Genomic DNA, 25710 nt, shown 5'->3' with positions numbered 1-25710 from the left:
AATCTGTCCGTGTCACCCGTGCTTGTGCGCGTCGATCTGCGCCTGCACGCCGCGAAAATACGCCAGCGGCCGCTCGATGGTCACGCCCATCAGGGCGGCGGCCTGGATGATGTCGGCGGTGTCGCGCCGGTACACGATCAGCGCGTCCATATTATCCGTGCCGGAGCCTTCGATCTGGATCAGGTCATAGCCGCCTTCGTCGACGGCGCGCTGCGCCAGCTCGCCATCGAGCCATTCGTAATAGGGCAGCACGCCGCGCTCGCGGTCCTTGAGCAATTCGTAGGGAAAGTCGGGAAATTCCTCGAACATCTCCTGGATCTGTTCATGCAGCTCGTCGATCTTGTCACTCGAGGCAATATAGCCGCCGAGCTGGTTGATGATCTCCAGCGCATAGGCCTGCGCATCGCTGTCGACCCAGTCTTCCAGGGGCTGCGACGGCGCCCCGGTGATGGCGGTCACGGCTGCCTCGAGTTCTTCGCCTTCCAGGTCGCCGCAGGTCATTCGGGTCAGCAGTTCGGACAAGAGCATGATTGCCTTTCAAGGGGGGGACGCAGGGCCAGGGTGGCCGGCTGGTGATGCCCGAAATAGTAGCATTGCCCGAAAGACCACGCCGCGCATTAGAACGGCCAGGGCTGGCGCGTCACGGCCACCGCCACGATATAGGCAAACACCAGCAGGGCGGCGGCGAACGCGGTGGCGCGCACGGCCAGCGTCTTGCCGCGCTTGAGCGCGATGGTGCCCAGCACGATGTACAGCAGCAGCGCGCACAGCTTGGCCGTCAGCCAGGGCTGGCTGCCCGGCGACTGGCCGCTCCACACGGCCAGGGTGATGGCGCTGGCCAGCAGGGCCGTGTCGACCAGGTGGGGTGCGATTCTCACCCAGCGCTGTTGCAGCGCGGGCGAGGCGCGCAGCATCCAGGCGCCGCGCAAGAGGAACAGCGCACCGCTGGTGGCGGCGCAAGCCATGTGGAAATGCTTGAGGCTCAGGTAATCCATGAAAGACTTTTCCGGCGTTGACGGTGGCGCCAGCATAGCGGGCTTTGGCGCCGGACGCCATAGGTCGTCGGAATTAATCGCCTGCCACAAAGGCAATGTTTTTGCGTCGCGCGATCAGGCGTGCCTTGTCGCGCACGATACGGGCGGAAACGCCTTGCTCAAGCAGTGTTTTCAAGTCGGCCAGCACCAGCGCGTAGCCCTCGCAGGCGTCGAGCGCGGCGGCAATGATGTCTTCCGCGCTGCCCCGAAAGCCGTCGTGTATCAAGGTCACCGCCACGGCGCCGCCATCGAGTTTTTCAAGCGAGATATCGACGTGCGTGCCGTCGGACCAATCCCATGCAAGGCCGCAGTCGGCGTCGATGCGGGTGGCGATGGTGTCGACTTCGGCGCCGGCCACCATGAATCGCCAATGTACGCTGCTGTTCAAGGTCAATGGTCCGCTGCTCGATGCCAGCCAGAAGCTGGCCAGTTGTCCGGGGTCGGTGAAGGCATGGGCAATGTGCGCCGGTGTCGCATGCATCAGCATGGACACGCGGGCCTGGATCTGTGCGGTCTTGCGCATGGCAATCTCCTCGCCGACAGTATCGGCCATCCACCTTCCTTGTTTATAGGCGCAACCGCGCCAGGATGCAAGCGACCGCCACCTTGCCTAGTCACTTCTGCCGACCCCTCTATTCAGATTGCCTTCCCAAAACCACCCTGTGGCCGATAGTGCCGCACGCGCCCGCCACGTAAGCTGGTCGGGACGGCTGGCCAGACGGCCAGTGCATTCATGGAGAAGCATCGTGGCTACCTTAGATGGCAACAACAATAACAGTAGTACCAGGCAAGCCGGCGCGCCCGGCATCCGGCGCAGGCAGTTTTCCGTGCTGGTCAGCAGTACCTTCGCCTTCACCATCTGCTTTGCGGTCTGGATGATGTTTGCCGTGCTGGGCATCCCGATCAAGGCCAGCCTGGGCTTGAGCGAGACGCAATTCGGCCTGCTGGCCGCCATGCCGGTGCTGACCGGCTCCCTGGTGCGCGTGCCGCTGGGCATCTGGACCGACAAATACGGCGGACGGCGCGTGTTCTTCCTGCTGATGCTCGCCAGCGTGGTGCCGATTTACCTGATTTCCTATGCCACCGCCTACTGGCATTTCCTGGTGCTGGGCATGTTCGTCGGCCTGGCCGGTGGTTCCTTCTCGGTCGGCACGCCGTACGTGGCGCGCTGGTACGAAAAAGAGCGGCGCGGGCTGGCGATGGGCATTTTCGGCGCCGGCAACTCCGGCTCGGCCCTGACCAAGTTCGTCGCGCCCGGCATCGTCGCTGCATTCGGCTGGCAGATGCTGCCCAAGGTGTACGCGGTGGCCATGCTGGCCACGGCCATCATCTTCTGGCTGTTTTCATTTACCGACAAATCGCACCTGGCACCCGCCGGTGAAAGTTTTGCCTCGCAAATGAGGGTGCTGAAAGACCCGCGCGTGTGGCGCTACTGCCAGTACTACTCGGTGGTGTTCGGCGGCTATGTGGCGCTGGCGCTGTGGATGACCAAATACTACGTGGCCGAATATGGGTTTGACCTGAAACACGCGGCGCTGCTGGCCGCCTGCTTCTCGCTGCCCGGCGGCGTGCTGCGCGCTTTTGGCGGCTGGATCTCGGACAAATACGGCGCGGCGAAAGTGACCTGGGCCGTGATGTGGGTGTGCTGGGTGTGCTTCTTCCTGCTGTCGTATCCGCAAACGCAGATGGTGATCGAAACCGTCACCGGCCCGCTGGCCTTCCATGTCGGCCTGTCGCCGCTGCTGTTTACCGTACTGCTGTTCGTGGTCGGCATCGCCATGGCGGTGGGCAAGGCATCCGTCTTCAAGTTTATCGGCGACGACTTTTCCGACAATATCGGCGCCGTCTCGGGCGTGGTGGGCCTGGCCGGCGGCCTCGGTGGCTTCGTGCTGCCGGTGATGTTCGGCGCCCTGGTCGATATCACCGGCGTGCGTTCGAGCGCGTTCATGCTGCTGTACGGCACCGTCTGCGTGTCGCTCGTCTGGATGCATTTTTCCTTCAAGCCGCAACGCGCGGCCAATGTCCAACCTATCAATAATCAACTCGCAGGAGCGTAATATGAGCCGCTATATGATCAATACCTGGGAGCCAGAGACGCCCAGCTTCTGGCAACAGACCGGCAAGGCCACGGCCGGGCGCAATCTGTGGATCTCGATCCCCGCGCTGCTGCTGGCGTTCGCCGTCTGGATGGTGTGGAGCGTGGTGGTGGTGAACCTGCCCAATATTGGCTTTACCTACAGTAACAACCAGCTGTTCTGGCTGACCGCCTTGCCTGGCCTGTCCGGCGCCACCTTGCGCATCTTTTACTCGTTCATGGTGCCAATCTTCGGTGGCCGCCGCTGGACCGCCATTTCCACCGGCTCGCTCCTGATCCCGGCGATCGGCATCGGCTTTGCCGTGCAGGATGTGAACACGGGCTATCCGACCATGCTGGTGCTGGCGCTGCTGTGCGGCTTCGGCGGCGGCAATTTCGCTTCCTCGATGGCCAATATCAGCTTCTTTTATCCGAAAGCGAGCAAGGGTTTCGCACTGGGCATGAACGCTGGCCTGGGCAACCTGGGCGTGTCGGTGGTGCAGTTCGTGGTGCCGCTGGTGATCACCATGGCGGTGTTTGGCGCCTGGGGCGGCGAGTCCCTGACCTGGACCAAGGCCGGCGCCACCAAGGCGATGTGGCTGCAGAACGCCGGCTTTATCTGGGTGCCGTTCATTGCGCTGTCGACCTTGCTGGCCTGGTTCGGCATGAACGACCTGGCCTCGGCCAAGGCCTCGTTTTCCGAGCAGGCGGTAATCTTCAAGCGCAAGCACAACTGGCTGATGTGCTGGCTGTACACGGGCACCTTCGGCTCCTTTATCGGTTACTCGGCCGCGTTTCCGCTGTTGATCAAGATCCAGTTCCCGGACGTCAATCCACTCGATTTCGCGTTTCTTGGCCCCCTGGTCGGCGCCCTGGCGCGCGTGGCCGGCGGCGTGATTTCCGACAAGCTGGGCGGCGCGCGCGTCACCCTGTGGTCGTTCTTCCTGATGATCGCCGCCGTGCTGGGCGTGCTGTACTTTATGCCGCATGCTGGCGTGGGCGGCAGTTTTTCCGGCTTCTTCTGGATGTTCATGTTGCTGTTTGCCGGCACCGGCGTCGGCAATGCGTCGACCTTCCGCATGATCCCCGTGATCTTCCTGACCGAACACCAGCGCGCAGCAGCCGGCAAGCCGAAGGCGGTGCAGGAGCAGGCCATCGTCGACGCCAACAAGGAAGGCGCGGCCGTGCTGGGCTTTACCTCCGCCGTGGCCGCGTATGGCGCCTTCTTTATCCCGAAAAGCTATGGCACCTCGATCGCCCTGACGGGCAGCCCGGACGCGGCGCTGTGGGCCTTTATCGGCTTTTATGTCAGCTGCATCGCGATTACCTGGTGTTGCTATGCGCGCAAGAATGCGCCGATGCCCTGCTGAGTCGAGACCATCATGGAAGAACTGGAAAAATTCCTCAACGGCTTCAGCCTGTTCCAGCAGCAGTACTTCGGCGAGCCGCAGACCCTGTACGACAGCCTGCGCGACGGCCAGCGGCCGTCGACCTTGCTGATCGGCTGCTGCGATTCGCGGGTCGCCCCGATGCTGCTGACGGGCAGCGACCCGGGCGACATGTTTGTGATCCGCAATATCGCCAACCTGGTGCCGCCGTGTACGCCGGACGCGCCGCCGGGCGTCAGCTCCGGCATCGAGTTCGCCGTCTGCAAGCTCGAAGTGGCGCGGGTGATCGTGCTGGGCCATGCGCGCTGTGGCGGCATCCGCGCGCTGCTCGAACCGCAGCCAAGGGCGGAAGGGCAGGAAACCGACTTCGTGGGGCAGTGGATGCGCATCGCCGAGCCGGTGGCGCAGCGCGTGCGGCGCGACCTGGGCCACCGTTCGGCGCATGAACAGCGCCATGCCTGCGAGCTGGCCAGCATCCTGCAGTCGCTCGACAACCTGCTGACCTACCCGTGGCTGAAACGCCGCGTGGAGCAGGGGCTGCTGAAGCTGCACGGCTGGTATTTCGATATCGACAGCGGCGCGCTGATGGCGTATTCGGCGCGCCAGCAGCAGTTCTTGCCGCTGGTGTGTCCGATCGAGCGGGCGCGCCATCTGCATGAGCGCCCGTGGCCGGATTCATCGCAAGCCAGGCCGATTCCGTAGGTCGGATTAGCGGCGGTACGCCGCGTAATCCGACAACAATGTTGACGTGGGCCGGTAGTGGTGTCGGATTACGCGCTAGCGCGCTAATCCGACCTACCGAACCGTAACAAATCTCCATTGCGGTCGAACGCCAGCAGGTTCTCGATTCGTCCTTCCTCGATCGCCTTGACCATGGAGCGCAGCGGCGCTTCGCATGCTTGCGACGCGGGCGGCTGGCCATCGCTGCCGGCCAGCCCCGCCACGAAGACCACGTCCCAGTGCGTGGGCATCTGTTTCGATTCCTCCAGCAAGGCTGCAAAACTGTCCAGTTCCTCGGGCAGCTTGTCGGCGCACAGCACCGGCGTGAGCGACTTGCCCTGGCCGCCAGGCTCGGCTTCGGCGCGCGTAAAGGTGAACAGCAATCGCTGAGGCTGGTCCTGCTGGCGTGCGCTGGCGACCAGGCTGGCGTAATCGGTAATGCTCATGATGCTAACTCCTGTGTGAATGATCGAGGCCGACAGATATACCGCAGCGCACGGCTCCAGCCCATAGGCATTAGTGACTACCCGCCTATGCATTCCTGGTGCCGAAAACCGACTTCCTGCCAATACCGCTGCTCGCACCCGCTCGCTAGACTCTTACCATCGACGCCATGGCCTTGGCCTGCAGCGTTTTTTAAGACCCGGCGCCGCCCGTTCGGCGCATGTGTGGAGGTAGCATGAGTCACTTTCTGGACCGTCTGAAGTTTTTTAACAAGAGCGCCGAACCGTTTTCGAACGGCCACGGCACCGTGGTCGATGAAGACCGTACCTGGGAAAACGCGTATCGCCAACGCTGGCAGCACGACAAGATCGTGCGCTCGACGCATGGCGTCAACTGCACCGGTTCCTGCAGTTGGAAGGTGTATGTCAAGAATGGCCTGATCACCTGGGAAACCCAGCAGACCGATTATCCGCGCACCCGCCCGGATCTGCCGAACCACGAGCCGCGCGGCTGCCCGCGTGGCGCCAGCTATTCCTGGTATGTGTATTCGGCCCAGCGCGTGAAGTATCCGATGGTGCGCGGCCGCCTGATGGAAATGTGGCGCGAAGCGCGCAAGACCATGGATCCGGTCACCGCCTGGGACTACATCAGCCAGGACCCGGTGCGCTCGCAGCAATACAAATCCATTCGTGGCCTGGGCGGTTTCGTGCGCGCCACGTGGGACGAATCGAACGAGATGATCGCCGCCGCCAACGCGCTGACGATCAAGAAATACGGCCCGGACCGCATCGTGGGATTTTCGCCGATCCCCGCCATGTCGATGGTCAGCTACGCGGCCGGCACGCGCTACCTGTCCCTGATCGGCGGCGTGGCGCTGAGCTTTTACGACTGGTACTGCGACTTGCCGCCGGCCAGCCCGCAAGTGTGGGGCGAACAGACCGACGTGCCCGAATCGGCCGACTGGTACAACTCGACCTTTTTGATGGTATGGGGCTCGAACGTGCCGATGACGCGCACCCCCGACGCCCACTTCTATACGGAAGTGCGCTACAAGGGCACGAAAACCGTGGCTGTTTCTTCCGATTTCGGCGAAATGGCCAAGTTCGGCGATATCTGGCTGGCGCCCAAGCAGGGCACCGACGCCGCGCTGGCGATGGCCATGGGCCACGTGATTCTCAACGAATACCATAAAGTCCATCAATCGGCCTACTTCAAGGAGTACGCCAAGCAGTACACCGACTTCCCGATGCTGGTGCTGCTCAAAGAGCAGAACGGCACGCTGGCGCCCGAATACTTCCTGCGCGCCTCGCACCTGGCCAACAATCTGGACGAAGCCAACAACCCTGACTGGAAAACCCTGGTCATCGACGAAGCGTCCGGCCGCATCGTGGCGCCGGCCGGCTCGATCGGTTTTCGCTGGGGCGAAGCGGGCAAGTGGAACCTGGAGATGAAAGAGGGCGGCAATAACGCGCCGGTCGATCCGCAGCTGTCCCTGTTGGGCAAGAGCGACGAAGTGGTTGCCGTCGGTTTCCCTTACTTTGGCGGCAAAGACAGCTCCGACATGTTGATGCGCAATGTGCCGGCCAAGCGCCTGGTGCTGGCCGACGGCAGCAGCGTGCTGGTGGCCACCGTGTTCGACCTGACCCTGGCCAACTATGGCGTCGACCGTGGCTTAGGTGGCGGCAATGTCGCCACCAGCTATGACGACGACGTGCCATACACGCCGGCCTGGCAGGTCAAGCACACGGGCGTGAAAGCGGCGGACGTGATCACCGTGGCGCGCCAGTTCGCCGAAAACGCCGACCAGACGCGCGGCAAGAGCATGGTCATCGTCGGCGCGGCGCTGAACCACTGGTACCACATGGACATGACGTATCGCGGCATTATCAACATGCTGATGATGTGCGGCTGCGTGGGCCAGTCCGGTGGCGGCTGGGCCCATTACGTGGGCCAGGAAAAACTGCGTCCGCAAACCGGCTGGACGCCGCTGGCGTTCGCCCAGGACTGGAACCGCCCGATGCGCCAGATGAACGGCACCTCGTTCTTCTATGCGCACACCAGCCAGTGGCGCCATGAAAAGCTGCATACCGAGGAAATCGCCTCGCCATTGGCCGGCCCCGACGTGGCGCCGATGACCCTGCTGGACTACAACGCCAAGGCCGAACGCATGGGCTGGCTGCCGTCCGCGCCGCAGCTGCAGACCAATCCGCTGGAAGTGACGCGCGCCGCCAAAGCCGCCGGCGTCAATCCGGTCGATTATGCGGTTGCCCAGATCAAGGACAAGCAGCTGGAATTCTCGTGTGACGACCCGGACAATCCGGCCAACTTCCCGCGCAATATGTTTGTCTGGCGCTCCAATATCCTGGGCAGCTCGGGCAAGGGCCACGAGTACTTCCTGAAGTATTTGCTGGGCACGCAGAACGCCCTGATGAGCGACGAGAACAACTGCATCAAGCCGCGCGACGTGAAAGTGCGCCCCGCCGCCGAAGGCAAGCTCGATCTGCTGGTGGTGCTGGACTTCCGCATGTCGACCACCTGCCTGTACGGCGACATCGTGCTGCCGACCGCCACCTGGTATGAAAAGGACGACCTGAACACGTCCGACATGCACCCGTTCATCCACCCGCTGTCGGAAGCCGTGCAGCCGCTGTGGCAATCGAAGTCGGACTGGGATATCTACAAGGGCATCGCCAAAAAATTCGAGGAAATCGGCGGCGAATATCTCGGCACCCAGCAGGATATCGTGCTCACGCCCCTGATGCACGACACCCCCGGCGAGCTGGGCCAGCCGTTCGACCCGAAAGACTGGCGCGCCGGCGAGTGCGAGCCTGTCCCCGGCAAGACCATGCCCAACTTTACCGTCATCGAGCGCGATTACACCAAGATTTACCAGAAGTTCACCTCGATTGGCCCGCTGCTGGAAAATATCGGCAACGGCGGCAAGGGCATCAGCTGGCAGACCGGCCATGAAGTGGACGTGTTGCGCGGCATCAACCGCACCGTGCTGGCCGAAGGTGTGGCGCACGGCCAGCCGCGGCTGGACACGGCCATCGATGCGGCCGAAATGATCCTCTCGCTGGCGCCGGAAACCAACGGCCACGTGGCCGTGAAAGCCTGGGCCGCGCTGTCCAAAATCACGGGGCGCGACCATACCCATTTGGCGCTGCCGCGCGAACACGACACCATCCGCTTCCGTGATGTGCAGGCGCAGCCGCGCAAGATCATCTCGTCGCCGACGTGGTCGGGCCTGGAGTCGGAAGAAGTCAGCTACAACGCCTGCTATACCAATGTGCATGAACTGATCCCATGGCGCACGTTGACGGGCCGCCAGCAGTTTTACCAGGATCACCGCTGGATGCGTGATTTTGGCGAGGGCCTGTGCGTCTACAAGCCCGCCATCAACACCAAGACCACCACGCAGATGCTGGGCGCGAGCCCGAACGGCAACAAGGAACTGGCGCTGAACTTTATTACACCACACCAGAAATGGGGCATCCATTCGACCTATTCGGACAATCTGCGCATGCTGACCTTGTCGCGCGGCGGCCCGCACGTGTGGCTGTCCGAGATCGACGCCAGGAACGCCGGCATCGTCGACAACGACTGGATCGAAGTATTCAACGTCAATGGCACCCTGACGGCGCGCGCCGTCGTCAGCCAGCGCGTACCCGAAGGCATGACGATGATGTACCACGCACAGGAAAAGATCATCAATGTGCCGGGGTCGGAACAGTCTGGCAAGCGCGGCGGCATCCACAACTCGGTGACGCGCGCCGTAACCAAGCCGACCCACATGATCGGCGGCTACGCACAGCTGTCGTGGGGCTTCAACTACTACGGCACGGTGGGCTCGAACCGCGATGAATTCGTGTTGGTCCGCAAGATGAACAAGATCGACTGGCTCGAAGGCCCGTTGAAAGAAGAACAAGGGAGCATGGCATGAAAATCAGAGCGCAAATCGGCATGGTGCTGAACCTTGACAAGTGCATCGGCTGCCACACCTGCTCGGTCACTTGCAAGAACGTGTGGACCAGCCGCGATGGCGTGGAATACGCATGGTTCAACAACGTGGAAACCAAGCCCGGCATCGGCTATCCGAAACAGTGGGAAAACCAGGACAAGTGGAACGGCGGCTGGCGCCGCACGGACGCCGGCAAGATTGAGCCGCGCCAGGGCAGCCGCCTGAAAATCCTGGCCAATATCTTCGCCAACCCGAACCTGCCGCAGATCGACGAGTACTACGAGCCGTTCACGTATGACTACGAGCGGCTGCAGAACGCGCCGCTGTCCGAAACGCCACCGACGGCGCGGCCCATCTCGGTGTTGACCGGGAAAAAGATGGACAAGATCGAGTGGGGCCCGAACTGGGAGGATGACCTGGGCGGCGAGTTTGCCCAGCGCAGCCAGGATGCGCTGTTCGACAATATGCAAAAAGAGATGTACGGCACGTTCGAGAACACCTTCATGATGTACCTGCCGCGCCTGTGCGAGCATTGCCTGAACCCGACTTGCGTCGCGTCGTGCCCATCGGGCTCGGTCTACAAGCGCGAGGACGACGGCATCGTGCTGATCGACCAGGACAAGTGCCGTGGCTGGCGCATGTGCATCTCCGGTTGCCCGTACAAGAAGATTTACTACAATTGGTCGTCCGGCAAGGCTGAAAAATGCACCTTCTGCTTCCCGCGCATCGAAGCGGGCCAGCCTACCGTGTGCTCGGAAACCTGTGTCGGCCGCATCCGCTACCTGGGCGTGCTGCTGTACGACGCCGACAAGATCGAGGCCGCCGCCTCGGTGGCCGACCCGCGCGACCTGTATCCGTCGCAATTGGGCCTGTTCCTCGACCCGCATGACCCGGCCGTGATCGAAGAGGCGCGCCGCCAGGGCATTCCTGACTCGTGGCTGGAATCGGCCAAGCGCTCGCCCGTCTACAAGATGGCCGTCGAGTGGAAGGTGGCGTTCCCGCTGCATCCGGAATACCGTACCTTGCCGATGGTGTGGTACATCCCGCCGCTGTCGCCGATCCAGGCCGCCGCCGAATCGGGCAAGCTGGGCAAGAACGGCATCCTGCCGGACACCGCCAGCCTGCGCATTCCGGTGCAATACCTGGCCAACCTGCTGACGGCCGGCGACCAGCCACCGGTGATCCGCGCCCTCGACCGCATGCTGGCCATGCGCGCCTACATGCGCAGCAAGCATGTGGCGCCGGTGCCCGACCTGGAGGTATTGAAGCAGGTGGGCCTGGATGCGGCCACGGTGGAAGACATGTACCACATCATGGCGATCGCCAATTACGAAGACCGTTTCGTGATCCCGAGCAGCCACAAGGAAATGGCCGAAGACAGCTTCAACGAGAAGGGCAGCTGCGGCTTCAGCTTCGGCAACGGCTGCTCGGACGGCAGCAGCGACGCCAGCCTGTTCGGCAAGCGCAAGCACGGTTCGGAGATTTTCATGGCGATGCCGAAGTCAAGGAAAAAAAAGGAGAGCCTCGATGTCTGATTCTTTGAACACCATGCGCGGCTACCAGGTGCTGTCGGCCTTGCTGCTGTACCCGGAGCCGGAACTGCAGCAGGAGCTGCCGGCGATCGAGGGCCTGCTGATGGAGACCCTGCCGGCCTGGCATGCCGCCTTGCAGCCGCTGCTGGCGCACTTGCAGGCCACCGCGCTGATCGACCTGCAGCAGCAGTATGTGATGACGTTCGACCGCAATCCGTCGCAGTCGCTGCACCTGTTCGAGCATATTCATGGCGAATCGCGCGACCGCGGCCAGGCCATGGTCGACCTGCTGGCCGAATACAGCCGCCACGGCCTGCAGATGGTCGGCGACGACCTGCCCGATTACGTGCCGCTGTTCCTGGAGTTTTTGTCGCAGCAGGACCCAAGCGAGGCCGAGCGCCTGCTGGGCGACGCCATCCATGTGCTGGCCTATATCGGCCGCAAGCTGCGCGCCAATGGCAGCAGCTACGCCTGCGTGTTCGACCTGCTGCAGACCTTGACGCCGGTGCAGGCCGAGGAACTGAGCGAGCCGCCGGTACGCGACATGGACGAAGCGCTGGAAACCTTCGGCCCCGGCGCGGACGGCATCGAGCCGCTGCTCAAGCCTGGTGGCATGGCGGGTGCGGGTCTGGGTGGAACCCAGCCGGTCAATTTCTATCCCAAGGCGGCAGCACCGCATCATTGAAGGAGAAGGTCATGAACTACCTGCATCAATTTGTATTCGGGATTTATCCCTATATCGCGCTGGCCATCTTCCTGCTCGGCAGCCTGGTGCGCTTCGACCGCGAGCAGTACACCTGGAAGTCGGAGTCGAGCCAGGTCCTCAACACCGGCATGCTGCGCCTGGGCAGCCCGCTGTTCCACGTCGGCATACTGGGCCTGTTCTTCGGCCATGCGGCAGGCCTGCTGACGCCCGTCTGGGTGTGGGACGCGCTGGGCGTCACGCACGGCGTCAAGCAGACCGTGGCCATGGTGGCCGGCGGCGTGATGGGCACCCTGTGTCTGGTCGGCATCCTGATGCTGCTGGCGCGCCGCTTCGGCAATGACCGCGTGGCCGCCCGCACCACCTTCAAGGACAAGCTGGTGCTGCTGTGGATCCTGTTGACCCTGCTGCTGGGACTGTCGTCGATCTTTGTCTCGGCCTCGCACATGGACGGCCACATGATGGTGCTGTTGATGACCTGGGCCCAGCACGTGGTTACCTTCCGCGGCGACGCCGCCGGCTTTATCGCCGACGCGCCGTGGATCTTCAAGCTGCACCTGTTCATGGGCATGTCGCTGTTCGTCATCTTCCCGTTCACCCGCCTGGTGCATGTGTGGAGCGGCTTTGGCGCGGTCGGCTATCTTGGCCGCACCTGGCAGTTGGTACGCCGCCGTTAATCTTGAAAGGGGAAATATCATGGGTATCTCGGTCAATGGCGTCGATATCGACGACAAGGAAGTGGAACAGGAACTGGCGCATCACCAGGACGCCGGCAATCCCTTGAAACAGGCGGTGCACGAACTGGTGCTGCGCCGGCTGCTGGTCGACGAAGCGCAGCGCCTGGGCTTGTGCGCCGGCAGCGACGACGAACTGGTCGAAGCGCTGTTTGCGCAGGAGGTCAAGGTGCCGGTGGCCGACGATGCCGCCTGCCGCACTTTTTACGCGCAGCGCCCGCAGCTGTTCCGCAGCGGCGCGCTGGTGGAGGCGCGCCATATCCTGTTCCAGGTCACGCCGGAGGCGCCGCTGGACCTGCTGCGCACCACGGCGCAGGCGGTGTTGGATGCCTTGAAAGCGGCGCCCGAGCGTTTTGCCGAGCTGGCGGGCCAGTATTCGAACTGCCCGTCGGGCGCCCTGGGCGGCAGCCTGGGCCAGCTGTCGCCGGGCCAGAGCGTGCCGGAATTCGACGCACTGGTGTTCCGGCTGGACGAGGGCGAGCTGGCCGGGCGCTTGCTGGAAACGCGCTTTGGCTACCACATCGTGCAGGTGCTGCGCCGCATCGAAGGCCAGCCGATTGCCTACGAAGCGGTGCAGGCGCAGATCGCCGACCGGCTGTCGCGCGCGGCGTGGCAGCGCGCCGTGCACCAGTATCTGCACCTGCTGGTGGGGCGCGCCACCATCGCCGGCGTGGAGCTCGAAGGCACGGACACGCCACTGGTGCAATAGACCAGAGTAACTAGGCTGCCGGCCCGTCTGGTGTACAGCCAGGCGCGGCCCGAAGCCTTACAATCAGATCATGAAACAGGAGTACGCGATGGTCAGTTCCACCTTGCTTGACCGGTTTGGCCGGTCCATCGACTATCTACGCTTGTCGGTGACCGATCGCTGCGACTTGCGCTGCAGTTATTGCATGCCCAAGGGATTTCGCGGTTTCGAGGAACCGAAAGACTGGCTGACCTTCGACGAAATCGAGCGCCTGCTGGGCATTTTCGTGCGCCTGGGCACGCGCCGGGTGCGCCTGACGGGTGGCGAGCCGCTGTTGCGGCGCAACCTTCCTGAACTGGCGGGACGGTTGTCGTTGTTGCCGGGCCTGCAGGACCTGTCGCTGTCGACCAACGCCACGCAGCTGGGCCGCCATGCGGTGGCGCTGCGCGCGGCGGGAGTCTCGCGCATCAACGTCAGCCTCGATTCGCTCGACCGCGCCTGCATGCAGACCATCACCGGCCGCGACAGCCTGCAACCGATACTCGATGGCCTGATGGCCGGCAAGGCCGCCGGTTTTGATCCGATCAAGATCAATATGGTGGCCATGCGCGGCGTCAACGATGACCAGATCGAGGCCATGGCGGCGTTTTGCATCGAGCAGCATTTCATGCTGCGCCTGATCGAGGCGATGCCGATGGGCAGCACCGGTCGCAACGCGCAGTACATGCCCTTGAACGGCGTGCGCGATCGGTTGACTGAAAAATTCGGCCTGGTGCCGCAAGCCGCGGAACTGGGCGGCGGGCCGGCGCGCTACCTGTCGACGCCGGACGGGCAGGCCAGCATCGGCTTCATCACGCCGATGTCGCAGCATTTTTGCGCCACCTGCAACCGCGTGCGCCTGTCCGTCGACGGCACCCTGTATTTGTGCCTGGGCCAGGAAGAAAAATTCGCCTTCGGCCCCATGCTGCGCGGCGGGGCCAGCGACACGGAGCTGGAAGCGGCCATCCGCCAGGCCATCGAGCTGAAGCCGCAGCAGCATGATTTCAATACGCAGCCCGATAAAATCATCCGCTTCATGGCGCAAACGGGTGGGTGAATGGGGCGGCACAGACCAGGACCAGCATGAGCTTCAATCAAATGATCTCCTCGTGGCAAAAACTCTCGACCAAGATCGTTGGCGCCCTGCTGGGCATGCTGGCGCTGGCGCTGACGGCGATCGCTTGTACTTTATTCCTGTCCTGGCAGCTCGAAGGCAGTTCGGCCGCCATCAATGAAACGGGCCGGCTGCGCATGCAGACCTACCGCCTGACCCTGCTGGTCGGCAGCGAAAGCCGCTCCGGCGTGCTGCCGCAAGTGCTGCTGGTCGACGAGATGCTGGCCAAGATCGGCCGTGGCGATCCGCAGCGGCCCTTGTTCCTGCCGCCGTCGGCCGCCATCAAGACCGAATTCGAACGTATCGTGCAGGCGTGGCGGCGCGAGCTGCGCCCGGCCGCGCTGGGGGTCGCTTCCGCCGCGCAGGCGCGCGCCTTCGAGCAGGAGGCGCAGGGTTTTGCCGGCCAGGTCGATCAACTGGTGCGCCTGATCGAGCGTGACAGCGAGCAGCGCACCTTCTGGCTGCGCGGCTCGCAGCTGATCCTGGTCGGCATGGCCATTATCGGCACGGTCAGCATGATCTACCTGATGTTCATGCTGATCATCGAACCGGTCACGCGGCTGCGCCTTGGCATGCAGCGCATGAAGGAGCGCGACTTCAGCGTGCGCCTGGCGGTCGACAGCAATGACGAATTCGGCCAGCTGGCCAGTGGCTTCAACCAGATGGCCGACCGCTTGCAGGCGCTGTACGGCAACCTGGAGGAGGGCGTGCGCAGCAAGACCGCCACCCTTGAATACCGCAACCGCGAACTGGCCTTGCTGTACGAAAGCGCCGCCTTTCTGCAGCGCCCGCAGCCGCTGGAAGCTATCTGCGGCGGCTTCATGGAGCGCATCGTCGCCTATTTTGAAGCCGACGGCTCCACCGTGCGCGTGCTCGACGCCGAGCGCGGCAACCTGCACATGGTGGTGCATACGGGCTTGTCGGAAGAGCTGGTGGCGTCCGAGCACTGCCTGAAAGTGGGCGACTGCCTGTGCGGCACGGCGGTGCAGGAAAAGGTCGCCAAGGTGCACGACATGCGCCGCATCGACCGCGCGCATGAACTGAAATGCCATCGCGAGGGTTTTGCCACGGTTTCCGTGTTCCAGATCCACGCGCATGAACAGCACCTGGGCTTTTTCAACCTGCATTTCCGCCATGCGCGCGTGTTTTCCGCGCGCGAACTGGCGCTGCTCGAAACCCTGGGCCAGCTGCTGGGCATCGCGCTGGAAAACCTGCGCCTGGCCGCGCGCGAGCGCGAGATGGCCGTGTCGGAAGAGCGCAACCTGGTGGCGCAGGGCCTGCACGACAGCATCGCGCAAAGCCTCAATTTCCTGAACCTGCAGGTGCAGATGCTGGACGATTCGGTGCGCAAGGCACGCTACGACCAGGTACAGGACATCGTGCCGGCGCTGCAGGCCGGCATCAAGGAAAGCTACGATGACGTGCGCGAGCTGCTGCTGAACTTTCGCAGCCGGCTGATGGAGGACGACCTGATCGGCTCCCTGCGCGCGGCGCTCGACAAATTCCGCCGCCAGACCGGCATCGATGCCGAGCTGCTGGCCGACGTCGACGGCGCGCCGTTTCCGCGCGAACAGCAATTGCAGCTATTATTCATCGTGCAGGAAGCGCTGTCGAACATCCGCAAGCACGCCCAGGCCAGCCATGTCGAAGTACGGCTGGCCGACGACCAGGATTTCACGCTGACCGTCAGCGACAACGGCGTCGGTTTTGACGCCGCCGCCGTGCTGGAAAAAGGCGAAAGCCATGTTGGCCTGCACATTATGCGCGAACGCGCGCAGCGCATCGGCGCCAGCTTTGACGTCCATGCCTCGCCCGGGCGCGGCACTACGATAGAATTGCACCTGGCGCGCGAACAGCGCCGCGCCGCCTGAACACGGAAAGAATGACACCATGACTACTGCCGACAAACCGATTACCGTCATGCTGGTCGATGACCACGCCCTGTTCCGCAGCGGCATACGCTCGCTGCTGCAGCGCCACGACGATTTTTCCGTGGTGGGCGAGGCGGCCGACGGCGTCGAAGGCATCAAGCGCGCCATCCAGCTGCAGCCCGACGTGGTGCTGCTGGACCTGAACATGGCCGGCATGTCGGGCGTGGAGGCGCTGCAGCTGATGCAGCACGACTGTCCCGACACGGCCATCGTGATGCTGACGGTATCGGAAGACGCCGAGGACCTGGCCACCGCCCTGCGCGCCGGCGCCTGCGGCTACCTGATCAAGAATATCGACGCCGACTACCTGGTGCGCGCGATCCGCCGCGCCGCCGCCGGCGAAGTGGTGATCGCCGAGGCGATGACGGGCAAGCTGGTGGCCCAGCTGCAGGCCGGCACGCGGCGCGAGGAGCCGGCATCGGAACTGGACAAGCTGACCCCGCGCGAAAAGGAGATCATCGACTGCCTGTCTCGCGGCGAAAGCAACAAGGGTATCGCCCGCACCCTGGACCTGGCGGAAAGCACGGTCAAGATCCATGTGCAGAACGTGCTGAAAAAACTCAATCTGACCAGCCGCGTGCAGGCGGCCGTCTATGCCGTCGAGCATCGACAGGGGAAGTGATCCGCAACTACAGTGGCTTGATTGAACAATACACGGAGCGCGGATGAAGATTTTCCACGGCAGCTGCCATTGCGGCCAGGTGCGCTTTGCGGCGGACATCGACCTGGGTGCCGGGACCATCCGCTGCAATTGCAGCATTTGCGCCAAGCTGCGGCTATGGTCGGCCATCGTCAAGCCCGAGGCTTTCAAGCTGCTGGCGGGCGAATCGGAACTGAGCCAGTATCAGTTCCTGGGCAAGACCGAGCAGCATCTGTTTTGCCGGCACTGCGGCGTGCGGCCCTTTGGCATCGGCCACTCGCCGCGCTGGGGAAAATTTTACGCGGTCAACCTGGCTTGCCTCGATGACGTGACGCCTGAAGAACTGTCGGATGCGCCCATCACCTGGCTGGACGGAAAAAACGACAACTGGTACACGCCGCCAAGGCAAGTGCGTCAACTGTAAAGAGGAGCGGACGATGATAACGCTGGAGGAGCTGCAACGATCGCCGTCAGCAATGCACGATCTGGCCTTGCATTTTGACTTTGATGTGAGCCGTGCTGCCCGCGACAATGCCTGGGTCAAGCTGTCGCCGCCACAGCCGTTTACAGTTGTTGCCGGCGACAGCAGCGGTGGCGTTTTTCTCGCGTATGGCGACGGCACAATCGAACGACGCCCCATTCTTTACGCCAGCTCCGAAGGCCAGGCTGGCGGCCTTGCCTGCAGTCTGGCCGAACTGCTTGGCCTGATGACGGCATTGCCGCGCTGGCATGATCTGCTGAAATTCTCGGGCAACGGCGATTTGCAAGAAATGCGCAGGACTGCCGGGCTGATCGGGCAGGACGGCCCCGGTGACGAGGAGCAACCGGCAGCGGCGCGTCGGCTGATTGAAGCCCTTGTCCTTCCGGTCGTGGCCGACCCCGTCAAGCTGCTCCATGATGGCGTGCACGCCAGCGTGTGCAACGTCATTGGCGAAGACGGCTTGCCTTATGCATCGCTGTTTGGACATTTCAAGTCAAGCGACAATCCATTCTGGAAAAGGAGTACATGATGAGCGTTTCCACGGCATTTACCTGCTTCATGCAAGAAGCGCCGGCGCAGGCGGCGGCCTGGATGCAGTTGGCCAAGTCGCTCGACGCTGCCAGCGCCCTCGATAAAAAGACCGAAGAACTGGCTTATATCGCCGTGCTGGCCGCCACGGGCAATACGTCGGGCATGCCATTTCATGTGCTGTCGGCCAGGTCGCATGGCGCATCGCGGCAGGAAGTGCTGAGCGCCGTATTGATCGGCTTGCCTGCCGCCGGAGCGGTGGTGATTGGCGCCTTGCCTGTTGCTGTCGAAGCCTACGATGGGCAAGACCCATCAGTCGTGGCCTGACTACCCCAGCCGTTTTTGCATGAATACGCTGAGCGGATCGTCACGATAATCGCCAAACGGCCCGCAGCGCTCGAAGCCCTGGCGCTGGTACAAGGCGATTGCCTCGGGTTGCGAAGGGCCCGTTTCAAGCGTCATCACCGGGCAGGCCGCCTCGCGCGCCGCCTGTTCCAGCAGCGCCATCAGTTTCTTTGCCGCGCCCAGGCCGCGCACTGCCGGCTTCACATACATGCGCTTGACCTCGCCATATTCGGGGTACAGCACCACGGCGGCGCAGCCGACGATGGTGTTCTCCGCATCGCGCGCCACGGCGAATTTCACATGCGGCTGCAGCAGCGATGGCACATCGAGCGCATACACCGCTTCGGGCGGATACAGGGTCAGCTGGTAGGCGTCCAGGTCGGCGATCAGGGCGATGATCTCGGGCTGGTTGGGCGATTCGAAGGTGATCTGCAGCATGGCGTGTCGGTGAGAGTTCGGATACCTGATTATAGGCGCGTAGGTCGGGTTAGCTGGCCGGAGGCCAGCGTAATCCGACAATAGTGTTGGCGCTGGCCGCTGGTGGTGTCGGGTTACGCGCAAGCGCTAACCCGACCTACGTGGCCTACGCGGCCTACGCATTTTGGCCGATGACAGCACCACCAATTTAAAGTAGGATATAAAATATATCTTTAAGCGCGAGTCCATCATGGCCATTACTCCCATCAGCGAACCGGCACGGCCGGCACCTCCCCGCAGCGCCTTGCCCTGGCAGCCGGGCCACCCGGTCTGGCAGCTAGGTTTCCGTCCGTTCTACCTGCTCGCCGCGCTGTTCGCGGCCGTCAGCATTCCGCTGTGGCTGGCCAGCTACATGGGCGTGGCGACGGCGCCGCTGCAGGTCAGCATGGGCTGGCATATGCACGAGATGGTGTTCGGTTTTGCGGTGGCGGTGGTGGTCGGCTTCCTGTTTACTGCAGGGCGTAACTGGACCGGGCTGCCCACGCCGCAAGGCTGGCACCTGATGGCGCTGGCGGGACTCTGGCTGGCGGGCAGGGTGGCGATGCTGGCCGCACCGGCACCGGTGGCCGCCGCCATTGACCTGCTGTTCCTGCCGTTGTGCGCCTGGCCCTTGTTCCAGGTGCTGCGGCGCTCGGGCAATCACCGCAACCTGTTCCTGGTCGGCCTGCTGGCCTTGCTGACCATCGCCAACGGCCTGTATCACGCCTCGGCGATGGATCTGCTGGCGCTGTCGTATTTTGTGCCGGTACAGGCGGCGATTTTCATTATCGTGCTGATCGAGTCGGTGCTCGGTGCGCGCGTGATCCCGATGTTTACCCGCAATGGCGCGCCGGGCAGCACGCCGGTGTCCAGCCCGAAGCGTGCGCTGGTGGCCGTTGGCCTGATGGCCGCCGCCGGTGTCGCCTGGATCGCTGGCGCGCCGGGATTGCTGACCGCACCGCTGGCGCTGGCGGCCGGCGCCATGTCGCTGGCCAACCTGCTGGCCTGGCAGCCGCAGCGCACCTTGCGCGTGCCGCTGCTGTGGATACTGCATCTGTCTTACGCCTGGATCGGCATCGGCTTCCTGCTGCTCGCTGCGGCCAGCCTGGACTGGCTGCCGGCCAGTGTGGCGTTCCATGCGTTGACGGTGGGTTCGATGGCAGGGCTGATCATCGGCATGATGACACGCACCACACTGGGCCATACGGGCCGGCCGCTCAAGGCGGGCGCAAAGGAAGCGGCCATGTACTGGCTGGTGCAGCTGGGCGCCTTGGCGCGCTTGCTGGCCGCCGTCGGCCCCGCACCGCTGGCCATAGCGGCCCTGCTGGCGGCGGGCGTGTGCTGGTCGGCCGCTTTCATCCTGTATGCCGTGACATACGCGCCCTATCTGTGGCGCCCGCGTGTGGACGGGCGGGAAGGGTAGGCGCACGCCGTTTTGCAGCCGTCTGACGGCAAAATCATTATCGGGATAGTATGGATATTCCTTCCTCCATTCTTGACCAGGACCGTCATGAACGACTCTGCCTCCGCCTCCGCCTCCGCGCGGCCCGGACCACTGCTGCTGGTGACCGGCATTATCTTTGTGTTATTGGGGCTGGCGCTGGCAGGAGGCGGTATCTGGCTGCTGACCCTGAAGGGCTCCTGGTACTACATCCTGGCCGGTCTCGGCATGGTCGTCGCCGGTGCGCTGGTGTGCAAGGGCCGCCGCACGGCGCGCTCCTTCCTGGCCTTTCTGCTGGCCGCCACGCTGATCTGGTCGATTTTCGAAGTCAGGTTCGACTGGTGGCAGCTGCTGCCGCGCCTCGATATCTGGTTTGCCGCCGGCGTCTGGCTGCTGCTGCCGTTTGTTGGACGCCGCCTGGAGCGGTCCGACCACAGCATTGGCAGCACGGGCACCGGCAAGCGCGCCTTGCTGGCCGCCGTGGTGGCGACCCTGGCGGTGGGCATATTCGCGCTGTTCCAGGATTACCACAATCTGCATGGTGTAGTGCCGGACGAGAGCATGGCGGCCACGCCACAGGGCGACTTCGCGCCCGGCGTCGCCCCCAACGACTGGCCGGCCTATGGCCGTTCCGGCTATGGCGACCGTTATGCGCCAGCCGCGCAGATCACGCCGGCCAACGCGTCGCAGCTCAAGCAGGCCTGGGTATTTCATACGGGCGACTTCAAGGGACCGACCGATCCGGTGGAAATCGCCAACGAGGTCACGCCGCTGAAAGTGAACGGCATGCTGTACCTGTGCACGCCGCACAATATCGTCATCGCGCTCGACCCGGACACCGGCAAGGAAATCTGGCGCCACGACCCGAAAATCAACCGCGACGCGGCCCACTACCAGCACATGATCTGCCGCGGCGTGTCGTACTGGGATGTCAACGCGGGCCGCGCCAAGGATAATCCGGCACCGGAAGCGGCCGGCATGGAGTGCCCGCGCCGCATCTTCGCGCCCACCATGGACGCCACCCTGATCGCGGTCAACGCCGACACGGGCGAGGCATGTAAAAGCTTTGGCGAGAACGGCGTGATCGGCCTGTACCACGGCATGGCGGTCAAAAAGCGGGGCATGCTGATGCCGACCTCGCCGCCGGCGCTGTCGCAAAAAATGATCGTGATGGCCGCCAGCGTGACGGACAACGATTCGACCGAAGAGCCGTCGGGCGTGATTCGCGGCTACGACCCGGTTACGGGCAAATTGATGTGGAACTGGGATGCGTCGAAACCGGACGCCACCGAACCCATCGTGGCCGGCCAGACCTATACCAACAACTCGCCCAATTCCTGGGGCGTGTCCAGCGTCGATGAGAAGCTGGGCATGGTGTATATCCCGATGGGCAACGAAACGCCCGATACCTGGGGCGGCAACCGCAATCCGAACGGTGAAAAATACAATAGCGCCATTGTCGCGCTCGACCTGGCCACCGGCAAGGTGCGCTGGGTCTACCAGACCGTGCACCACGATATCTGGGACATGGATATCGGCGGCCAGCCGACCCTGGTCGATATCGACACGCCCAAGGGCAAGGTGCCGTCGGTGGTGGCCACCACCAAGCGCGGCGACATCTATGTGATCGACCGGCGCGACGGCAGCCTGGTGGTGCCCGCGCCGGAAAAACCTGTACCGACAGGTAACGTGGCCGCTGGCGACCGCGTCTCGCCGACCCAGCCGTTTTCGGCATTGACCTTCCTGCCCGAGAAGAACATCAGCGAAACCGATATGTGGGGCACCACGCCGTTCGACCAGCTGGCCTGCCGCATCATCTTCCGCCAGCACCGCTATGAAGGGCCGTTCACGCCGCAGACTGGCGCCTCGGGCAAGATCAAGGGCGCCATCATTTCGCCGGGTCCGCTGGGCATCTTCGAATGGGGCGGCGCGGCCGTCGATCCGGGCCGCCAGTTGCTGCTGCTGAACCCCGACTACATGGGTTTCCTGGAACGCCTGGTGCCGCGCGCGCAGGCCACCGCCAAGGGCGGCAGCGGCACCGAAATGGGCTTGCAGCCGCAGACCGGCACGCCGTTCGCCGTCGAAATCAAGCCGTTTTTGTCACCGCTGGGCTTCCCATGCCAGGCGCCGCCGTGGGGCTATGTGGCCGCGGTCGACCTGCGCACCATGAAAAAAGTCTGGATGCACAAGAACGGCACCACCATGGACAGCGCCCCGGTGCCGATCCCGCTGCCGCTGGGTGTGCCGAGCCTCGGCGGCATGAGCACCACCGGTGGCGGCGTGGCTTTCCTTAGCAGCACGCTCGACTACTATATCCGCGGCTACGATGTGCGCAACGGCAAGGTGGTGTGGAAGGCGCGCCTGCCGTTCGGCGGCCAGGCCACGCCGATGAGCTATATCTCCGACAAGACCGGCAAGCAGTATGTGGTGGTGATGGCCGGAGGTCATGGTTCGCTGGGGACCAAAATGGGCGATACCCTGATTGCGTATGCGTTGCCGGAAGGGGCAACAGCGGCTGGCAAAACCAAATAGGACTTGCTTGCGGCACCGTGCAATGCGGTGCCGCCTGTACGGGTTCAGGTTTTAAAGATCAAGAACAGCGGGCCGGAGTCGCGAACCTGAGAAAATGCCGATGGCGGCGTTGCAGCTTCCTTGCCGACCATGCGTACTGTCTGCGTCGCTGCGCCTTGCCCTCGACATTTTTCAGGCCCGCTTGGCCCGGGGAGGCTGGGCTGCTGGTACGGGCGATAAGTAATGTGCCATTTCAATGACATTTCTTGCGAATGATTCTCGTTACCGATATCATGTCGATCACTGCTAGTTTCGATTGACTGTCTTATTGAAGGTTTCACCGTCCATGCCCGCCGTATTGCATCCCCGATTGCTCCCCCTGGCCGCCGCCTTGTCGCTGGCTTTTATTCCCGCTGTTCACGCTCAAACCGCGGATGACGTGGTCATGCAAGCCGTGCAGGTCACAGGCAGCCGCGCCCAGGGCCTGGTGCCGCTCACCACCGAGGCCGGCAGTTTTCGTGGCTCGAACATCATGGACGTGCCGTCAACGGTGAACGTCATCACGCGCGAATTGCTGGACCTGCAGGGCGCCGCCGGCCTGTATGACGCCGTGCGCAATACGGCCGGCGTCACGCGCCAGCAAAATGGCGGCGAGACCTGGGACCAGCTGGTAATACGCGGCGTCGCCGTGGAAAACCGCACCAATTACCGCCTGAACGGCTCGATGCCGATCATGAATTTCTCGCAGGTGGCGCTGGAGAACAAGGAACGGGTGGAAGTGCTCAAGGGCGCGTCGGCCCTGTATTACGGCTTCACTTCGCCGGCCGGCGTGGTCAATTTCGTCACCAAACGCGCCGGCAGCACGCCTGTCACCAGCCTGGGCCTCTCGCTTGACGACCGTGGCAGCGCGGTCGCCAGTGTTGACCTGGGCCGGCGCTTCGGCGAGCAGCAGCAGTTCGGCATGCGCATCAATGCGGCCGGCGGCACCCTGGGCTCTTACCTTGACCATGTCGGCAATGGCAACCGCGGTTTTGTCTCGGCCGCGCTGGACTGGCGCGTGACGAACAAGCTGCTGCTGAAGGCCGACCTGGAATACGAGCGCCGCAAGGTCACCGAGCAGGCGGGCGTGAACCTGCCCACCGCCGTCAACGGCGTGATCACCTTGCCGCGCGCGGTCGACCCGTCAAAGCTGATCGGGCCGGACTGGGCCAAATTCGAAGCGCAGACCAAAAATGCGCAGCTGCGCGCCGACTATGCGCTGGGGAACAGCTGGGCGCTGACGGTGGAGGCGGGCCGCTCGGAAACGGCGCGCGACCGCCGCCTGCCCATTTTCCGCCTCAATAACGCGGCCGCGCTGGCCACGGGGGCCGGGCGCATCACGGGCAATATCCAGCATGGCGTGAATACCTCCGACCTGCTGCGCGCGGAACTGGCCGGCCAGTTCAACACGGGATTTATCGCGCACGAGCTGACCCTGGGCGCTTCGCGCACCGACAAGTCGCAAGACGCCATCTACCAGCGCAATTACACGATCGCCGCGCAAAACCTGTACAACCCCGTGCCGATAACGAACGTGGTGTTTGGCGCGGCACCGAGCTCGCCAACCACGGCGGCGCTGGAGACGCGCGACACGGGCCTGTACGCGCTCGATCGGATGACGTTCGGCCCGCAATGGCAAAGCGTGGTCGGCGTGCGCCGCAGCAGCTACCGCAGCGACCAGGGCGCCAGCCATTATGACGTCAGCAAGACCACGCCGATGGCCTCGTTGATCTACAAGCTGACGCCGGACGTGTCGTTCTACGCCTCGCTGGCGCGCGGCCTGGAAGAGGGCGAGACGGCGCCGACCGGCACCGCCAACCAGGGCGTCAAGACGGCGCCGGGCGTGAGCAAACAACAGGAACTGGGCGCGCGCTGGATGACGCCAGGCGGCACCTTGCTGTCGGCGGCGCTGTTCGACATCGAGCGCCCCGGCTATTACACCAACACCGGCAATCTGTTCACCTCGGATGGTCAGCAGCATTACCGTGGCCTGGAACTGTCCACCCAGGGCAAGCTGACGCGCCAGCTGTCGTGGCAAACCTCGGCGCAGTTCCTCGACCCGCGCTTCGAGCATATCAATGCGCTGTACAACGGCAAGGCGCCCGAGAACGCCTCGAAACGCACGGGCAGCGCGTTTGTCTCGTACGCCTTCGATGGCGCGCCCGGCCTGTCGCTCAATGGCGGCGCGTATTACTACAGCGCGCGGCCGGTCAATGATCTGAACCAGGCCTTCCTTGGCGGCGTGACCGTGTTCAGCGCCGGCGCCCGCTATGCGGGGCGCATGATGAACAAGGCCGTGGTATGGCAGCTCAATGTCGACAATGCCGCGGACAAGCGCTACTGGGCCGGCGCGGGCACGCGGCTGGCGTCCGGCGCGCCGCGCGCGGTCAAGTTGAGCATGAAGGTCGATCTGTAAAGAGGCCGGGGACTTGACCCTGGCGATGGTAAAACCACCATGGCGGCCACTATAATGTCGCCATGTTGACCAGCAAAGCCAGGGCAAGATGGGTATTGTGGATGGCGTGCTGCGCCATCCTGCTGGCCGCACTCGCGCCTACGCTGTCGCGCGCGCTGACCGTCGCCCGGGGTGGTTCCGTGCCCAGCCTGGAAATCTGCTCGGTGGCCGGCGGCATGAATATGGTGCCCTTCAAACTATCGATGGACGACGCGGCCCCCGCCAAAAACGCCATGCAGATGGGCGACTGCCCATGCTGCGGCATGCACGCCGCTACCCTGGACTTGCCACCCATGTCGCTGGCGCCCGCAACCGGCGCCGTGATCGCCGGCTTGCTGCCCGTGCTGTTCTACCAATCGGCCACGCCGCTGTTTGCCTGGACCGCGCTCCAGCCGCGCGGCCCGCCCGCCGCTTTCTGATTCCTCGCTCCATTTGAACCGTTGCCTGCCGCG

23 protein-coding genes are annotated in these 25710 nt (G+C 63.7%); 18 read left to right on the top strand and 5 right to left on the bottom strand.

Annotated features, from left to right (window positions below; all coding sequences use genetic code 11):
• Nucleotides 1–12: 12 nt before the first annotated feature.
• The 3 genes from ASR47_RS19535 to ASR47_RS19525 all read right to left on the bottom strand — a co-directional run bounded on the left by ASR47_RS19535 (nt 13) and on the right by ASR47_RS19525 (nt 1587).
• Nucleotides 13–528 carry a hypothetical protein gene (locus tag ASR47_RS19535; RefSeq protein ID WP_150127878.1) on the bottom strand — a complete coding sequence of 172 codons (516 nt, stop codon included), beginning with the start codon at nt 526–528 and terminating at the stop codon, nt 13–15.
• A gap of 89 nt (nt 529–617) precedes the next feature.
• Entirely contained in the window at nt 618–995 is a 378-nt protein-coding gene (locus tag ASR47_RS19530) for a SirB2 family protein (RefSeq protein ID WP_065309584.1), read from the bottom strand.
• A 73-nt stretch (nt 996–1068) separates the two neighbouring features.
• Nucleotides 1069–1587: an SRPBCC family protein gene (locus ASR47_RS19525; protein ID WP_065309449.1), complete on the bottom strand. Its 519-nt coding sequence runs from the start codon at nt 1585–1587 to the stop codon at nt 1069–1071.
• A 253-nt stretch (nt 1588–1840) separates the two neighbouring features.
• On the opposite strand from ASR47_RS19525, the gene ASR47_RS19520 reads away from it, so the two are divergent.
• The 3 genes from ASR47_RS19520 to ASR47_RS19510 are packed head-to-tail and all read left to right on the top strand — an operon-like array spanning nt 1841 to nt 5198.
• Entirely contained in the window at nt 1841–3091 is a 1251-nt protein-coding gene (locus ASR47_RS19520; protein ID WP_065309583.1) for an MFS transporter, read from the top strand.
• 1 nt (nt 3092) lies between these two features.
• Nucleotides 3093–4478: a NarK family nitrate/nitrite MFS transporter gene (locus ASR47_RS19515; protein ID WP_065309448.1), complete on the top strand. Its 1386-nt coding sequence runs from the start codon at nt 3093–3095 to the stop codon at nt 4476–4478.
• Between the two features lie 12 nt (nt 4479–4490).
• On the top strand, nt 4491–5198 hold the full coding sequence (locus ASR47_RS19510; protein WP_065309447.1) for a carbonic anhydrase: 708 nt from the start codon (nt 4491–4493) through the stop codon (nt 5196–5198).
• Between the two features lie 83 nt (nt 5199–5281).
• Here ASR47_RS19510 and ASR47_RS19505 read toward each other — a convergent pair whose 3' ends face one another.
• The gene (locus ASR47_RS19505; RefSeq protein WP_065309446.1) at nt 5282–5662 is read right to left on the bottom strand and encodes a ribonucleotide reductase subunit alpha; all 381 of its coding nucleotides are present in this window, start codon (nt 5660–5662) and stop codon (nt 5282–5284) included.
• 233 nt (nt 5663–5895) lie between these two features.
• Here ASR47_RS19505 and ASR47_RS19500 point away from each other — a divergent pair, with 233 nt between their 5' ends.
• The 11 genes from ASR47_RS19500 (at nt 5896) to ASR47_RS19450 (ending at nt 18338) form a co-directional block, all read left to right on the top strand.
• Entirely contained in the window at nt 5896–9603 is a 3708-nt protein-coding gene (locus tag ASR47_RS19500) for a nitrate reductase subunit alpha (protein WP_065309445.1), read from the top strand.
• Nucleotides 9600–11156 carry a nitrate reductase subunit beta gene (narH, locus tag ASR47_RS19495; protein ID WP_065309444.1) on the top strand — a complete coding sequence of 519 codons (1557 nt, stop codon included), beginning with the start codon at nt 9600–9602 and terminating at the stop codon, nt 11154–11156. Before ASR47_RS19500 ends, narH begins: the two co-directional genes overlap by 4 nt.
• Nucleotides 11149–11838: a nitrate reductase molybdenum cofactor assembly chaperone gene (gene narJ / locus ASR47_RS19490; RefSeq protein WP_065309443.1), complete on the top strand. Its 690-nt coding sequence runs from the start codon at nt 11149–11151 to the stop codon at nt 11836–11838. Before narH ends, narJ begins: the two co-directional genes overlap by 8 nt.
• An 11-nt stretch (nt 11839–11849) precedes the next feature.
• A complete protein-coding gene (narI, locus tag ASR47_RS19485) occupies nt 11850–12533 on the top strand; it encodes a respiratory nitrate reductase subunit gamma (RefSeq protein WP_065309442.1) in 684 nt (227 codons plus the stop codon).
• A 19-nt stretch (nt 12534–12552) separates the two neighbouring features.
• Nucleotides 12553–13299 (top strand): peptidylprolyl isomerase, encoded by a 747-nt coding sequence (locus ASR47_RS19480; protein ID WP_065309441.1) that lies wholly within the window; start codon nt 12553–12555, stop codon nt 13297–13299.
• A 70-nt stretch (nt 13300–13369) separates the two neighbouring features.
• Nucleotides 13370–14374 (top strand): GTP 3',8-cyclase MoaA, encoded by a 1005-nt coding sequence (gene moaA / locus ASR47_RS19475; protein ID WP_245714415.1) that lies wholly within the window; start codon nt 13370–13372, stop codon nt 14372–14374.
• 26 nt (nt 14375–14400) lie between these two features.
• Nucleotides 14401–16302, top strand: a complete 1902-nt coding sequence (locus tag ASR47_RS19470; RefSeq protein ID WP_065309439.1) for a type IV pili methyl-accepting chemotaxis transducer N-terminal domain-containing protein — start codon at nt 14401–14403, stop codon at nt 16300–16302.
• Between the two features lie 19 nt (nt 16303–16321).
• On the top strand, nt 16322–16984 hold the full coding sequence (locus ASR47_RS19465; protein WP_065309438.1) for a response regulator: 663 nt from the start codon (nt 16322–16324) through the stop codon (nt 16982–16984).
• A gap of 43 nt (nt 16985–17027) precedes the next feature.
• Nucleotides 17028–17426: a GFA family protein gene (locus ASR47_RS19460; protein WP_065309437.1), complete on the top strand. Its 399-nt coding sequence runs from the start codon at nt 17028–17030 to the stop codon at nt 17424–17426.
• Between the two features lie 13 nt (nt 17427–17439).
• Nucleotides 17440–18012, top strand: coding sequence for a hypothetical protein (locus tag ASR47_RS19455; RefSeq protein WP_150127877.1), 573 nt, complete (start codon nt 17440–17442; stop codon nt 18010–18012).
• Complete coding sequence (locus ASR47_RS19450; RefSeq protein ID WP_217270594.1) at nt 18009–18338, top strand: carboxymuconolactone decarboxylase family protein; 330 nt, start codon at nt 18009–18011, stop codon at nt 18336–18338. Before ASR47_RS19455 ends, ASR47_RS19450 begins: the two co-directional genes overlap by 4 nt.
• Here ASR47_RS19450 and ASR47_RS19445 read toward each other — a convergent pair whose 3' ends face one another.
• Nucleotides 18339–18794: a GNAT family N-acetyltransferase gene (locus tag ASR47_RS19445; RefSeq protein WP_082989048.1), complete on the bottom strand. Its 456-nt coding sequence runs from the start codon at nt 18792–18794 to the stop codon at nt 18339–18341. It abuts the gene before it with no gap.
• A 229-nt stretch (nt 18795–19023) separates the two neighbouring features.
• On the opposite strand from ASR47_RS19445, the gene ASR47_RS19440 reads away from it, so the two are divergent.
• The 4 genes from ASR47_RS19440 to ASR47_RS19425 all read left to right on the top strand — a co-directional run bounded on the left by ASR47_RS19440 (nt 19024) and on the right by ASR47_RS19425 (nt 25677).
• Complete coding sequence (locus ASR47_RS19440; protein WP_065309434.1) at nt 19024–20235, top strand: NnrS family protein; 1212 nt, start codon at nt 19024–19026, stop codon at nt 20233–20235.
• Between the two features lie 87 nt (nt 20236–20322).
• On the top strand, nt 20323–22785 hold the full coding sequence (locus ASR47_RS19435) for a membrane-bound PQQ-dependent dehydrogenase, glucose/quinate/shikimate family (RefSeq protein ID WP_065309433.1): 2463 nt from the start codon (nt 20323–20325) through the stop codon (nt 22783–22785).
• Nucleotides 22786–23110: 325 nt separating this feature from the next.
• Nucleotides 23111–25219, top strand: a complete 2109-nt coding sequence (locus tag ASR47_RS19430) for a TonB-dependent siderophore receptor (protein WP_065309432.1) — start codon at nt 23111–23113, stop codon at nt 25217–25219.
• A gap of 62 nt (nt 25220–25281) precedes the next feature.
• Nucleotides 25282–25677 (top strand): DUF2946 domain-containing protein, encoded by a 396-nt coding sequence (locus ASR47_RS19425; protein WP_065309431.1) that lies wholly within the window; start codon nt 25282–25284, stop codon nt 25675–25677.
• Nucleotides 25678–25710: the final 33 nt, after the last annotated feature.

Source organism: Janthinobacterium psychrotolerans (genome assembly GCF_001677885.1).
Lineage (GTDB): Bacteria > Pseudomonadota > Gammaproteobacteria > Burkholderiales > Burkholderiaceae_D > Janthinobacterium > Janthinobacterium psychrotolerans.
The sequence above is the reverse complement of the archived record's forward strand: the minus strand, read 5'-3'. Positions and strand labels throughout refer to the sequence as shown.